Raw genomic sequence first — 13,338 nt, 5'->3', positions numbered from 1 at the left:
GTCTAGTTTTTTTGCTAATTCCTACTTATTTCTCTAGCAATCTCATCTTCTGCAACAACGCTAAAATCTTACCCGACTTAGGCAAAAATTGAATATCATCTTTTGTAATTCCGCCAAATTTAATCAGTGAAATTCCATAGACAAGAACTCCTAATCCTACAGAAGCAAGAGATACGATCGTATATAACAAACGTCCCTTCCCAATTACAGTAGGTAATACCGCCATAAGTCCAAAGGCAACAACTGCCACAATGATTCCCATCATCAGCACAGCCAGCACCGATCGACCATATTTCTGCTTATCCTGCTGAGTCACCTGTGTTAATCTTCCAATAGCGCGCAGGTTTAAAACCGTTGAGACTAAATAAGCAAGCACCGTGCCGATCGCTGCCCCTGCAACGCCCAGAAGAGGCAATAGAATCAAGTTAGCTACAAATTTTACAAGTACCCCAATTAATAAGTACTTAGGTGGCAAATTCACCTTTCCCATCCCTTGCAGGATACCTGAAGACACGATACCAAGCGTCGAGAAAAGAATAGCAAAAGCATTGACGGCAAGTGCCAGCGTTCCATTTTCATCGCCAAAAAGCATAATATTAATTGGTTTTGCTAAGATAGCCAAGCCTATTGTAGCAGCCGCTCCTAAGAGAAAAGTCAGCCGAATTGCTGTTTGTGTGCGATAGTGGATAAGATCATCCTGTTTTCGAACAATGGCTTCACTGATTGATGGAACAATAGCAAGTGATAGAGACGTAGCAAAGAATGTTCCAAACTGCAATAATGGCTGAGAGCGATCAAAGGCACCTTTTAATAGGATAGCCGTCTCGTTATCCATTCCGGTGTACACCAGCATATTAATTATTGTAAAGCTATCGGCAAGCGGTATTAACGGTAATACCAGTGAAGCTAAACAGATTGGGATCGCATACATGATAATCCGTTTAAAAACCGCTCCGTCTGATAAGCTTTCCGCCTGGTCTCCTGCTTGAATTGGGAGAGCTAGTATGGCACGTTTTTGTTTTCGATAGAAATAGCCTAATACCAACAGAGCAATAATGGCGCCTGGGGTTGCTGCAAACACGGCAATTGTACCGGCCAAATAAGGATCATCATAGAGCTTCATCACAATATAAGCTCCCACAATGATAATAATGACGCGGAAGAATTGCTCTGTCACCTGAGATACGGCCGTTGGTAGCATGTTTTGGTGACCTTGGAAATACCCGCGTGTATTAGCTATTAGTGGCACCAATACCAATGAAACTGAAATAGCTCGAAGCGGATTGGTCAAATTAGGGTCGCCGATCAAATTCGCAATCATTGGCGCGGTGATAAAGGTTAGTAAAAAGAAAACAACCCCTAAAATCCCCAAAGTAAGTGATGAAATCCGAAAAATTTGTTGCACACTCTTGCTATCTCCTACTGCATAACGATCTGCAATCATTTTGGAGATGGCTAGAGGGAAGCCCGCTGTAGCCAAGGCAATTAGAGTGGTGTAGAGCGGATACACGGTACCGTACACATGCATACCGATATCCCCTGTAATATTTTGATAAGGAATTTTATAGGCAGCACCTAAAACCTTTGAAATTAACCCTGCAATCGCTAGAATCGCTGCTGCCTTTATAAAATGATTGGCTCCTTTGGCCGTATTGTTCATATGCTTTATCCTTTCTATCTAAATAGCAAGTCTATTGGGTATTATATCAAATTCTCAACAAGGAGCAGTAAAAAAGCGATGATTCTTATGGAACCATCGCTAACTTATCATAATTTAAAACAACATATGTGCTATACCAGCAATAATCGGTAATGTAATTAAGGTCCGTAATAGGAAAATCAGGAGAAGATCTTTGAGCGTAACAGGCAATCTGGAACCTAGTAATAGACCACCTACCTCAGACATATAGATCAGTTGAGTAACTGAAACGCAAGCAATCACAAATCTAGTCAGCTCACTAGAAATACCACTGGCAAGTACCGTTGGCAGGAACATATCGGCAAAACCAGCAACTAATGTCTGCGAAGCTACTTGCGCTTCAGGTATTTGCAATAACTCTAGCAACGGAGTAAATGGCAAGCCTAGCCATGCGAAAATAGGGGTTTGATCCGCAATAATCAGCGCAATGGTTCCGACAGCCATAATGATTGGTGTAACACCGAGCCACAAATCCAATACATTCTGTGAGCCTTCTCTTAAAAAAGCAAAGAAGCTGTTATTTTGTTCAGCTCGCGTTACTGCTAGTCTCAATCCCTTTCGCACTAACGATTGTTCTTGTTCCTCATCCTCTTTATGCGGTACTACATCTTCATGATACGTATCGGCTTTACGAGACAATGGCGGTATGCGAGGCATAATAATAGCCGCAATGAGTCCTGCAAAAGTAACGGTCAGATAAAACGGTACAAACATATGCGCAAGATTTACCTGAGATAACACAACAAAGCAAAACGTAATCGATACCGCCGAAAATGTTGTACTAATAACGGCAGCCTCACGTTTTGTATAAAATCCTTGCTCATATTGCTTGCTAGTCAGCAATACTCCGATTGTCCCATCCCCAAGCCAGGAAGTAATGCAATTGACAGAGGATCGTCCGGGTAGCTTGAATAAAGGTCGCATTACTTTTAAACATAACGTACCACAAAATTCTAATAGCCCAAAATTCATTAAGAGAGGCATGAATAGGCCAGCGAATAAAAACACGGTAACTAGTAACGGCAACAATTTGTATAAAAGCATACCACCAGTGCTTTCAGACCAAATCCATTCTGGGCCTATTTGAAATAATGTGCAAATAGCCAAAAGCATACCGACCACTCGCATCACGAGCCAAAATGGAGAAACTCGGCATAAGGTCGTCCAAAAAGAGGTTTTAGTAGTTAAAGCCGCTGGACGAAATAGCTTGGCCCACAGGCTCAAAAGCGCAGTCGTACTAATAAAAATGGTTACTAGCTGTGGTAAAATAAACGCAAATTGCTCCTGTAATAATTGGGACAATAATGCTATTGGAATCGTAACCTGTCCATCAATAGAAATCGGGGTAATAAATAATAACACCCCGATGATAGAAGGTAGTAAAAAGCGCATAAGCTGCTTACATGTAGTTATATGAACATAAGTCTCTTTTTTAACTGTCTGCATGGCTCTCCTCAAAAGTTTGTCATATTGCATACAAACAAATAATTATTCAACGATATACATCTTAATACATTCGCTCACGCTACTCAACCTATAAAAAATGTTAGGACTCTAAAAAAGTCAAAAATCTTTGTTGAAAAAGAGCTAATTCCTCATAAAATATCCCGTGTCCGCTCTGCTCAAATGGAAACAATTGCGATCCGTATATCCCTTGATGCATCACCAAAGCAAATTCATACGGGCATACCTGATCATGCTTTCCATGAAAAATTCCCGTTGGTACATGTATCTTGTCTAAGTCAGAACGTAAATCCTCATCTCGTAACGACATAGCTGTCATAGCTGTAGCATGGTTAGAAGCTGCCATACCCAGCCCCCAAAACCATAAACGAAGCTCGTCACTAACGGGCTGGTAGAAAAATATGTTTCCAAAATCTCGCATCATAGCCGGCCGATCCGTGTACGTTTTATAAATTAATTCGTCTACTTGCCGTTTGGTCATTCCATAGGGATAATTTTTTCGTTGTACAAAAGATGGCGCTGCTGCTGCTAACAAAGCCAGCTTTCCCACCTGATACCCTTTATGTCGAGCCATATAGCGAATGGAAATTGCTCCCCCCATCGAATGTCCAACCAATGTAACGTTTTCCAAACACAGCGCATCCATTATGACGCGAATATCATCTGCTAGTCGATCGTAACAGTATCCTTGCCAAGGCCGATCCGAATCGCCAAACCCACGCAAATCTATCCCTACACAACGGTATCCATAGTTTGGTAGCCAGGTGGTTTGATACTCATACATCTGATGATTAACTGGCCATCCATGAATAAATACCACTGTTTTGTCGCCCTCTGGATACAAATCCTCTGCGTAAATATGCACACCTTCTTCTACCTCTATGCAGGCCATACCGTTCCCTCCCTTTTGTTGTATCATTCATTTGTATGTCATGTTTAAAGCGTTAAGAAGAAGGACAGCTTTGTTCCCTCAAAAACTTTTCATTAGCTCGTCACATTCAAAAAACCTCGACCAGATATTCTCCGGTCGAGGTTTTTTGAATCTGTCGTTTCTAAAGAATGGAAATAATAGCTTAGTTGATACCAACCGCTTTGTAAGCATCTTTTACTGCTTGTACTTCAGCGGAATCAGCACCGTATAAATCTGTTGCTGCATTGATTGCTGCTTGACGCATTTGAGCAAAGTTAGAGGTTGACGTTAGATAAACCGTTAATGCACGATAGTAAATTTTTTCAGTTGCTTCGCGTCCTACTCCTTCAACCGTGACTCCATAATGAGTGCCACCTTCAGAAATCAGGTAGGCTGCTTTGTTATTGATACCGCTATTGGTATGAACGCCACCATTATCTTTAGTGCCTGTATATTTTTTGCTCATATGGTCAGGGTGATTATATTTAGCTGGGTCAGAGAGTGAGCGCAGTGCATCCCCAGGAATATCAGGAGTGTAAATATCTTCACCGATTTCCCAATCATCACGATCTACCATTGCACCAAAAATGTCCGAAATAGATTCATTCAATGCACCTGACTCATTTCTATAAATCAAGCCTGCTGTTCTTTCTGTTACAGCATGGGTTAATTCATGAGCAATTACGTCAAGGCCGCCCGATAAACTGATGAATTTTTTGCCGTCTCCATCGCCATACACCATCTCAGCGCCATCCCAGAAGGCATTGTTATAGTCCGTAGAATAATGAACGATAGAATTAAGCTTGGCGCCAGCATTATCAAAGCTATCACGATTAAATGTGTTTTTATAGTAGTCGTACACTTTGCCCGCATAAGCATGCGCATCAACTGCGGCTGGATCGTCGAATTTGTTATTTGTACTTGTTACTGGGTACATATAAGTGGTGCCATTACGCGCTGTATACGTTTCAACTCCTTTACCGCGAGTAGTGTCCTTCAAAGAATAGGTCCCGTTAGCATATGTGGTTGGGAATGTTTTCGTATCACCTAAAACCCCTTTACCTGTGCCTAATTCTTTTGGATCGGCTGAACCAGCATCATCTGCTTGTCCATCCAAGGATCGAACATCAACAGTTGAATCTACAGCTTCTCCTACTTTGATATTAGACTTATGCGCCTTTGTGACATGCTCCATAATGTTATATTTGTCTAAGACCTTTCCATTATGTGCATCGATTGCATAGAACCAACGGCCTGGTTCTGGTTCAAGGAAGGTAACCTCTGTTATATAGGCCAAAGAAACCTTATTCTCCTGAGGATAGATATATAAATCTGCCTCTGGGTCAACGCTAAATTCTGATACTTCCCCTACCTCCTTCTTCAAATCTTTTTTGATAGCTTTAATCGCATCATTTTCTTTTAATTTAGGCTTTGTTTTTACTTTTTTTAGAGACTCTGTAGGAACTACTTGTCCAAAGAAGGAGGTTACATCCCCGTCTTCATTTAGATGCACAGTCTGATCAGAGCCGTACACTGGAACCCCTTTATATACCTCACGTAGACGGTAATGAGTTGTGTCAGTGTCTGTATCCTCTATTTCGTTTAGCAATTCAAACTGATTCTCTACCTCGCCTTGTACTTTAAGTACATCACTCTTGTCGGATAAATATTTCCAAACAATCTCTTGCTTTTTGACTTTCTTAGGTGCTTTCCATGTCTCACTCATGTAAGAAGGAGTTTCCCAGTCGCTATTATACATAACATTACTTTTTGCGAATGCTGGAAGTCCGCCTCCCAATAAGCTTGACCCTAACAAAATAGTAGCAATAATACTAGATGAGACCTGATGTTTTTTCAAAATAATTCCTCCATTTCCAATAAGATTTTCAAGTACATCCTCATTTTTAAATATTTCGAAAATATTGTCAACTTATTTTTTTACATTTTTCATCATTTTTTTATTTTGTTCTTTATAAACAGACATAAATTAACAGTATAAATAATAATCTATAAATGTGATGAATAATTCGAAAATAGGCAAACCTAGTCACATTGGATAAAAATAACTATTACTAGATTTCATGAACATCAAAAAAAGCAACTCTCCAGTCTGATGACCGGAAAGTTGCCCCTTTTACTATCTTTTCACTTTACTATTTTACTTCAACGACGCGACCTTCAACTTTAGGTGCAATCACCTTGCGCTCTTTGAATGCATCCTCCATGATGCTGTAAAGAGTGAAGCCTGTATCAAATGCTGGTTTTTTCAGTGATGAGTACCCGTCGCCGCCAGTTGCAATGAAATCATTTGTTGCGATACGATATGTTTTCTTCAAATCGATCGGGTTACCTGCTACCTTAACTTCCACAAGGCGTTGACCCGCAGGTTTTGTCGGATTGTAGGAGAAGGACATGCCGCTGATGTGTGGGAAACGACCTGCACCTTTCTCTACTTCACTTACACCTACTTCCATTGCTTTAACGATCTCATCCCCCGTTGCCTCGATAATGACGAGTGTGTTCGGGAACGGTAGCAATGTGTACAAATCTTTCTTAGTGATATCACCCGCTGGTAATTGAGTACGGATTCCTCCACCGTTTGTAATGGCGATATCCGCTTCATGTCCTTTGATGGACTGTGTTTTTTCACGCATTACATCTGCAATTAAGTTACCGATGTTTGTTTCTTGTTTGCGAACCAATTCACGATCGCCATCAAGAGGTACTTCAGCTTTTGCAATTACCACTTTCATAGCGTTATCTACTTTATTTACTACGTCTTTTACCAGTTTCTCTACTTCTGGATCAGGTTTTACATTTTTATCATATTCAACTAAGCCACCGCTGAAGCCTACGAGCTTGTTCTTGTAGTAGAACAGATCAGCACGACCTAATGATTTACCGTATTCCCAGTCCTGAACGATGTAGGTGCCATTTACTTTTTCAGGTTGTCGTAATGGTGTATGAGAGTGGCCACCTACGATAAGGTCAATACCATCAACTGCTTTTGCTACTTCACGGTCGACATCAATACCTATATGGGAAACTACAACAACATGGTCTACTTCCTTCTTCAACTCAGGTACCATTTTCTTGGCAACTTCTACTGGTGATTTGAAGGTTAACCCCTTTACATTGTCAGGATGAGTCAAGATTGGCGTATCTTCAGCTACAAAGCCAAGGAAAGCAAATTTTTTGCCATTAATTTCCGTTTTGTATACCGGAACTAAAAGATTAGTGCCATCCTCTTTAACTACATTGGCATTAATGACTGGGTATTTCAATTGATCGCGCAATTTCAACAGTTGCTCATAGCCAAAGTCAAATTCATGGTTACCTGCTGCCATCGTATTATAATTTAAGTGATTAAGGATCGGAAGAACAGACTCACCTTTAAACTGGTTTACAAAGATTGTCCCTTGGAATGTATCACCAGCATCTAGCAATAAGAAGTTTTTGTTTTCTTCACGCCATTCCTTAATTAGGGTAGACATTTTGGCATACCCAAACTCTTTTCCGCTTTCATTCTCGTCGATGTGACCATGTACATCATTTGTATGAGCAATCGTTACATGAGTTGTAATGGCATCACCTATTGCTTGTAGGAAATCACCGCGAGTAAGCGTAGCTTTTTTGTCTACTTTCAAGTCATAGCCTAGTTTTTTAGCAATTGCGATCGCTTTGTCAGAAGAAACGTTTACTGCTGGTGTTTTTACTTCTGCTGCCGTTAATGCACCTTGTTTTTCCAACCATTGCAAAGCAGGAGTAGCCCAATGTGCTTTACCTTGCGCCGCTCCCAAGGTAACACCTTTTACTTTTGTCATGGTTACTGCTACTTCCGCCAATGTAATATTTCTGTCCAAAGACAAATCAGAGATAATCTTCTGTTCCTTCAACCAGTTTGCATGTGTAACTGGTTGAAGAGGTGCCGCAAAAGCGCTTGTTGCGAATAAAGAAGAAGCTAGTAAGCCTGTTAAGAGGGAATATCCAGTAATACTTTTTTTCATGTATTGAGTCTCCTCCCAAAAATAAATATAATGTCGTAGCTATTATACCAAGTTTTTTTGCTTTCCCCTATCTTTTTGTCGCAAAATTGGTAATGTAAACGGATATATTCAGAGTTTTTCCGTACGTTTATGTAAAGACTCAATCATATCTTCCATTTTTTCTTGAATCTGTCTTTTTATTCGTGCGAAGGGAATTCTCATTAAACGATTTTCTCCCCTATGCTTCCATAGTACAAATGTCTCCCCGCGATCCTCCTCTATGGCAAGCATTCTTACATCTATTTTTCGTAGGTCTTTCGCAACGGCCTTTTCCATCCCATAAGCTACTTCGCAAAGGAAGGAGAGCAAATGCCCATACGCCATCCCAAGTTTTAAAGAAGAATTGATTAGTAGCTCTGTATCTCGTTTTAAATACTTTCCTGCCTCTTTCCATATAACATAAGCAAAAATTTGTTCTTGAATTTCCATTTATTATCACCTATTATTAAATGAGATCATATGTTCTTATATTATGAAGGATAGAGGTATTTTCATGCAACAAAAAACCAATACGATTGAAATCCACAGGTCTCAATTGTACTGGTTATATATCCAATCTTTTGTTCTCTCTTATATCGGTTGGCGTATTGAAATTTAGTCCCGGCTATGGTTTGTTGCAATTATTCCTTTACCATAATCGTTTTCAACATAGCCCAGATTTTGGGGAGAATAACAGCATTTTCTGTTTCGTTAGGAGCAAATACCGTAAATCTGAACCATCTGCTATCTATTTTTGTAACGATAATTTCTTTATGATCGTTTTTCGTATCCACCCCGAGATGAAGGGCTGTTTTTTGCAAAAAAGGATCTGTTTCCTGCTCTTTTTTCAGATTCCGTACATTTCCTAAATCACTTAATTCAACTTCCATTAGCTTCTTTTGTGCAGCTAGATCTACCTTATCCGGCATTTGCTCAATCCGGACAGCATACCGGTCATTCTTCTCATAGAAGAGCATATCCTTCCCCGGCTCTTCGCCAGTGGCTGTAAAGTCAGGTAAATAATAAAGGAAATATCCTAAGTGACTTTCAAAAAGCTGCGCCTGCTCACTCACTTTTTTACCATCTATCGTGTAAGTCAATTCTCTGGTTTGAGCTGGCGGTTGGCCCTTGCTACTAACTGGATTGTTAGGTTGAGGTATCTGTTTCGTATGATCTTTGTTTTCTTCCAAGACAGTAGCTGTCGCTCCTGATTTGACTATTTGGCCTGATTTTTCAGAGTCAGGAGTAGCTTGAACACCATTCCCGCAACCTGCCAATAATATTGCAATGATAGGTAAGACGATTATTCGTTTGCGCAGTCGATCATTACATACCATATTACACTCCCCCTTGTTCGCAAATCATCATTCGCCTAATTGCTAAGCTAGGCAAAATGGTTTCGTTCCAATCAAAAGCTGTACTGCCTCTCTACTACTATATGAATTAAGGGGGTAGAGTATTCATAGTTTTATGAAAAAGCTGAGAGAATAGGGCTACATTTTCTTTACTAGCATAAAAGAAAAAGACCGAGCAAGTTGCCTATTGCCCAGTCTTTGTCCTGTTTTCAGCTATTTTAAAACTCAAGGAGGGTTATCTTTCATTCATTTTATTTAATAGCACCAGATTTTGACGTAGTAAGGCTTTCACTTTGTCAGAAGAAACAGGCTCTTGAAACAGATAGCCCTGATATTCATCACAGCGGTGCTTGCTTAAATAATCTAGTTCTTCCTGAGTTTCGACTCCCTTTGCCAATACCGTCCAATTGAGGTTTTGAGCTAGTGCAATCACAGATAAAACCACGGCCTGATTTTTATCCTCATACGGCAGCTCATAGATAAAGCGGCGATCAATATTAATTCGGTCAATTGGCAAATGAATCAACTGTTGCAAACTATGCAAATCACTGCCAAATTGCTCAAGGCATACTTGTACACCCAGCTCCTTTACCTGATGGACAAGCTCATATCCTCGCTTGTTATTTAACAGCATACTCTCAGTCAGCTCAAGCTCTAAATATTCTGCCTGTAATCCTGTTTCTTTTAAAATGGCAGCAATCATATCAATAAAGTCATGCTTCCAAATTTGACTATTCGCCAGATTAATCGAAATTCGTACGGGAGGATATCCCTGCTGTTGCCATTCCACTGTCTGTTTACAAGCAGTACGTAATACCCATTCACCAATAGGGATAATCAAGCCTGTCTGTTCTGCTAACGGTAGAAACTCATCAGGCACAATCAAGCCTTTCATCGGATGTTCCCACCGTATCAAAGCTTCCATCGCTACAATTCGTTGTGTCTCAATAGAAACCTTTGGCTGATAATATAACCGTAGCTCATGATTTTTCATCGCTCGTTGTAATTCGCTGGCTACATGTAATCGTTCAAAATCTATATCATTCATTATGGGAGAAAAAAGTTTATAATGGCTGCCATTTCGGCTTTTTGCGTGGAACATTGCAGTATCTGCTTGTTTCATAAGAGCTTGTAAATCTTGACCATCGTCTGGATAATGGGCAATCCCAATACTCGCTGTTACATGCACTTCATGACCTTTAATCAAACAAGGCTGTTCAATGGCTTGAATAATTTTATCTGAGATAAGGAAAAGTTCATCTTGCATAATACTAGGTAATAATAAAATAAATTCATCTCCGTCTAACCGCGATACTGTATCACACTCACGTACACAGGATTTTAGACGGTTCGCTACCGTAATCAACGCTAAATCACCAAATTGATGACCTAAAGAATGATTGATTCCTTGAAGGCTATTTATATCTAAAAACAGTATAGCTAGTTTCTCAAGTGGTTTTGGACTTCTCGCCGTTTGCAGCGCTTCTTGAAATTTAATTTCTAGCAAACGTCGATTAGGTAAGTCGGTGAGGATATCGTAATATGCCATATGGTAAAGCTGTTCCTCCACCTTTTTTTGATCAGTATAATCACGTATCATCAGAATGCCTCCTAGGACACGTTTTCTCCTGATCAACGGCAGGAATGTTATATTCACGTGTAAAAAACGATGGCTATTTTCAACTAAAGTAACATTAGCATTCAGGGTTTCACCTTGGAACAATCGATGTAAATACTTTCGTATAGCGGGTATTTCTTTTTGGCCTACATAGTCCATAAATGTTCTGCTTGAACATCCAGCTCCTGTAGAATCTTCACCGATCAAATTTCTCCAGGCAGGATTCACTTCTAAAATCTCTCTATTCGTGTTAAGAAGCAGGCAAGCATCACTATTTGTTTCCCAAAACATTTGGCTACGATTCGCTTTTTTCCAAATACTTCTTTTCTCGATGTCTAAATTCCCCTGTTTGCGTAACAGTACGACGGTCCCTACAATAAGCAGGGTTACCCCCATCCCGACAAAAAAAGAGAGGATGAGCGAATTCATCATTTCTGAAACGTCGTTCATTGCAACTTCTCCTTCTGTCGTAACCTTCATTTTTTCTCCATCCATCCTGCTTTCCACAATACCCCATCTTCTCTCAATATAAAAGGGTCGGAGTGACTATGATTTAAAAATGTTACTAGGCTTTTCCCCTTCTTTGTGACTAGTACCGTTCCCTCTGGTTTAAGCATAAAAAAGCCTGAAGCAATGCCTCAGGTTGTCAAGATCATTTGCTTTGCTAAGTCTCCCTTTTCCAAGCAATCTGTATCCAGCTTGGTAGGTAGCTTCCGTAATAGCCACTGGAAACTGTTACGCCTTTAAGAAGCTCATGTTCTTTTCCCGTACTGAGATCTTTTACAAATAACGAACCGTTAACATGAGTTTGCAAACGAACATATGCTACCTGACGACCTGTTGGTGCCAAAGAATAGGAACTGTCCGCTGTTGCTGATGAGCCAGCCGTAATAGCTTTAGCCTGATCTGCCTGATCTAGTTGCCAGATTCGTTGACCTGGTACTAAGGGAAGATTCTCCATTTGGGTTGGCCACGGTGCTTCCTGTCCACGTAAAAATAGAAGTGGAGCATCTGCTTTTGAGCCAAACGCGGGCAAGGAATCCACTTTATCCGTTTGACCTTTGCTATACACCTGTTTATTTAGCGTCTCCCATATTCCTAATTTTTTCTCATAGGTAGCCATACGATCGACCCCATTTATAAAGGCAAGCTTAGTACTATCTTTGGACCAGGTCAGCCACTCTGGATAAGCTAAACCCACACCTATTTGAAAGGTTTTTTGTGAGTGAATTTGTAACACTTTAATGGGGACTCCATCTGCTGATAACGCAGCAGAATTAGGTTTTTCAAAATAGGCAAGATAGGCACCGTTCGGCGACCACACTAATCCAGTAGCATCACGGGCATAGATTCCTTCAACAGTAGATGTCATTTGGCTGTATAGGGTTCGTGAAGTACCATCTAAGAAAACCTGATTAATATGTAGATTTTCAGTTATCGTTGGTGGAAAGGATACGGCAAGACTTTTTCCATCGGGATACCAGGAGTAATCCGAGCAACTATTCCTTCTTCCTTTGAATTTTCTCTTGTCTGATAAGCCAGCATATTTTCTGTAGGCGACCATTTAGGAGTACCTGTAATTTCTCTTTGATCTACCTGATATTTCTTGCTGCCATCTGCCTTCGAAATCCATAAATACCACGGACCTGAATAACTTTTTGGATCGGGACTTTGTAAATATGCAATCGACTCTTTATTAGCTGACCAATCGACAATCTGCACCTTGCCATTTGTCGCTATAGGGATCGGTTGGCTACCCTGCTTGGATGCATCCCACAACAAGACCGTATGTTCATTTTGCAAGGCTACATAAAAAGGAAAGGTTTGCGTAGACACTCTGGTAGGAATCTCTACATCAAATGTCCGTTGATCAGATATTTGCTTGTTTGAGGATTTTGTTGTTTCTTTGTTTGCAAATACGCTTGATTGAAATCCGCTTGCTTCTGCGGTAACTCCTCCTAGGCTAACACTTGCCAGTAGTAAGTAGCCTGCAAGCAACAAAACCCTTGTGCATGTTCCTCTTTTCTGCAAGCTGTTTTCTCCTTTCGTTATTATTTTTTTAAAAAATCATTCTTTCTCATTTGTACCATTATTTTACTTTACATTCATAATTTATTATCCTACATTTAAGTTCTGGATTTTTCAACCAACATTTTCCACATTTTTTCGGTTAGTCACTTTCCACTCACAAATAATCAAACAGATGCAGTCAATGATGAATGTACATCCCCCCTTTTTTGGAGATTATGGCGATTAAAAAGAGGGGC

General features: G+C 40.2%; 10 protein-coding genes. All 10 read right to left on the bottom strand.

The window, feature by feature from the left end; translation table 11 throughout:
- Window positions 1-25 precede the first annotated feature (25 nt).
- The 10 genes from BRLA_RS04060 to BRLA_RS24490 all read right to left on the bottom strand — a co-directional run bounded on the left by BRLA_RS04060 (window position 26) and on the right by BRLA_RS24490 (window position 13,102).
- Window positions 26-1,660, bottom strand: coding sequence for a putative polysaccharide biosynthesis protein (locus tag BRLA_RS04060; RefSeq protein WP_003335330.1), 1,635 nt, complete (start codon window positions 1,658-1,660; stop codon window positions 26-28).
- Between the two features lie 114 nt (window positions 1,661-1,774).
- Window positions 1,775-3,145 carry a YjiH family protein gene (locus BRLA_RS04055; RefSeq protein ID WP_003335331.1) on the bottom strand — a complete coding sequence of 457 codons (1,371 nt, stop codon included), beginning with the start codon at window positions 3,143-3,145 and terminating at the stop codon, window positions 1,775-1,777.
- Window positions 3,146-3,245: 100 nt separating this feature from the next.
- Entirely contained in the window at window positions 3,246-4,055 is an 810-nt protein-coding gene (locus BRLA_RS04050) for an alpha/beta fold hydrolase (RefSeq protein WP_003335332.1), read from the bottom strand.
- A gap of 181 nt (window positions 4,056-4,236) precedes the next feature.
- Window positions 4,237-5,931, bottom strand: coding sequence for a M4 family metallopeptidase (locus tag BRLA_RS04045; RefSeq protein WP_003335333.1), 1,695 nt, complete (start codon window positions 5,929-5,931; stop codon window positions 4,237-4,239).
- A gap of 295 nt (window positions 5,932-6,226) precedes the next feature.
- Window positions 6,227-8,080: a bifunctional metallophosphatase/5'-nucleotidase gene (locus tag BRLA_RS04040; protein ID WP_003335334.1), complete on the bottom strand. Its 1,854-nt coding sequence runs from the start codon at window positions 8,078-8,080 to the stop codon at window positions 6,227-6,229.
- Between the two features lie 108 nt (window positions 8,081-8,188).
- Window positions 8,189-8,548, bottom strand: coding sequence for a YhjD family protein (locus BRLA_RS04035; RefSeq protein ID WP_003335335.1), 360 nt, complete (start codon window positions 8,546-8,548; stop codon window positions 8,189-8,191).
- Window positions 8,549-8,739: 191 nt separating this feature from the next.
- Window positions 8,740-9,435 carry a hypothetical protein gene (locus BRLA_RS04030; RefSeq protein ID WP_003335336.1) on the bottom strand — a complete coding sequence of 232 codons (696 nt, stop codon included), beginning with the start codon at window positions 9,433-9,435 and terminating at the stop codon, window positions 8,740-8,742.
- 253 nt (window positions 9,436-9,688) lie between these two features.
- On the bottom strand, window positions 9,689-11,521 hold the full coding sequence (locus tag BRLA_RS04025; RefSeq protein ID WP_119912806.1) for a putative bifunctional diguanylate cyclase/phosphodiesterase: 1,833 nt from the start codon (window positions 11,519-11,521) through the stop codon (window positions 9,689-9,691).
- Between the two features lie 214 nt (window positions 11,522-11,735).
- Window positions 11,736-12,443 carry a hypothetical protein gene (locus BRLA_RS24495; protein WP_236867713.1) on the bottom strand — a complete coding sequence of 236 codons (708 nt, stop codon included), beginning with the start codon at window positions 12,441-12,443 and terminating at the stop codon, window positions 11,736-11,738.
- Between the two features lie 62 nt (window positions 12,444-12,505).
- Entirely contained in the window at window positions 12,506-13,102 is a 597-nt protein-coding gene (locus BRLA_RS24490; protein WP_003335339.1) for a TolB-like translocation protein, read from the bottom strand.
- Between the last annotated feature and the right edge of the window lie 236 nt (window positions 13,103-13,338).

Origin of the sequence: Brevibacillus laterosporus LMG 15441 (assembly GCF_000219535.2) — a bacterium.
In the GTDB taxonomy this organism is placed as follows: domain Bacteria; phylum Bacillota; class Bacilli; order Brevibacillales; family Brevibacillaceae; genus Brevibacillus_B; species Brevibacillus_B halotolerans.
Note: the sequence above shows the minus strand (reverse complement) of the source record. Positions and strands in the feature narration are given on the sequence as shown.

What these genes read in the sequence shown, in the direction of transcription:
- BRLA_RS04060 (WP_003335330.1), bottom strand. Translation starts at nt 1,660, where the DNA reads ATGAACAATACGGCCAAAGGAGCCAATCATTTTATAAAGGCAGCAGCG.
- BRLA_RS04055 (WP_003335331.1), bottom strand. Translation starts at nt 3,145, where the DNA reads ATGCAGACAGTTAAAAAAGAGACTTATGTTCATATAACTACATGTAAG.
- BRLA_RS04050 (WP_003335332.1), bottom strand. Translation starts at nt 4,055, where the DNA reads ATGGCCTGCATAGAGGTAGAAGAAGGTGTGCATATTTACGCAGAGGAT.
- BRLA_RS04040 (WP_003335334.1), bottom strand. Translation starts at nt 8,080, where the DNA reads ATGAAAAAAAGTATTACTGGATATTCCCTCTTAACAGGCTTACTAGCT.
- BRLA_RS04035 (WP_003335335.1), bottom strand. Translation starts at nt 8,548, where the DNA reads ATGGAAATTCAAGAACAAATTTTTGCTTATGTTATATGGAAAGAGGCA.
- BRLA_RS04030 (WP_003335336.1), bottom strand. Translation starts at nt 9,435, where the DNA reads ATGGTATGTAATGATCGACTGCGCAAACGAATAATCGTCTTACCTATC.
- BRLA_RS04025 (WP_119912806.1), bottom strand. Translation starts at nt 11,521, where the DNA reads ATGAACGACGTTTCAGAAATGATGAATTCGCTCATCCTCTCTTTTTTT.
- BRLA_RS24495 (WP_236867713.1), bottom strand. Translation starts at nt 12,443, where the DNA reads ATGACATCTACTGTTGAAGGAATCTATGCCCGTGATGCTACTGGATTA.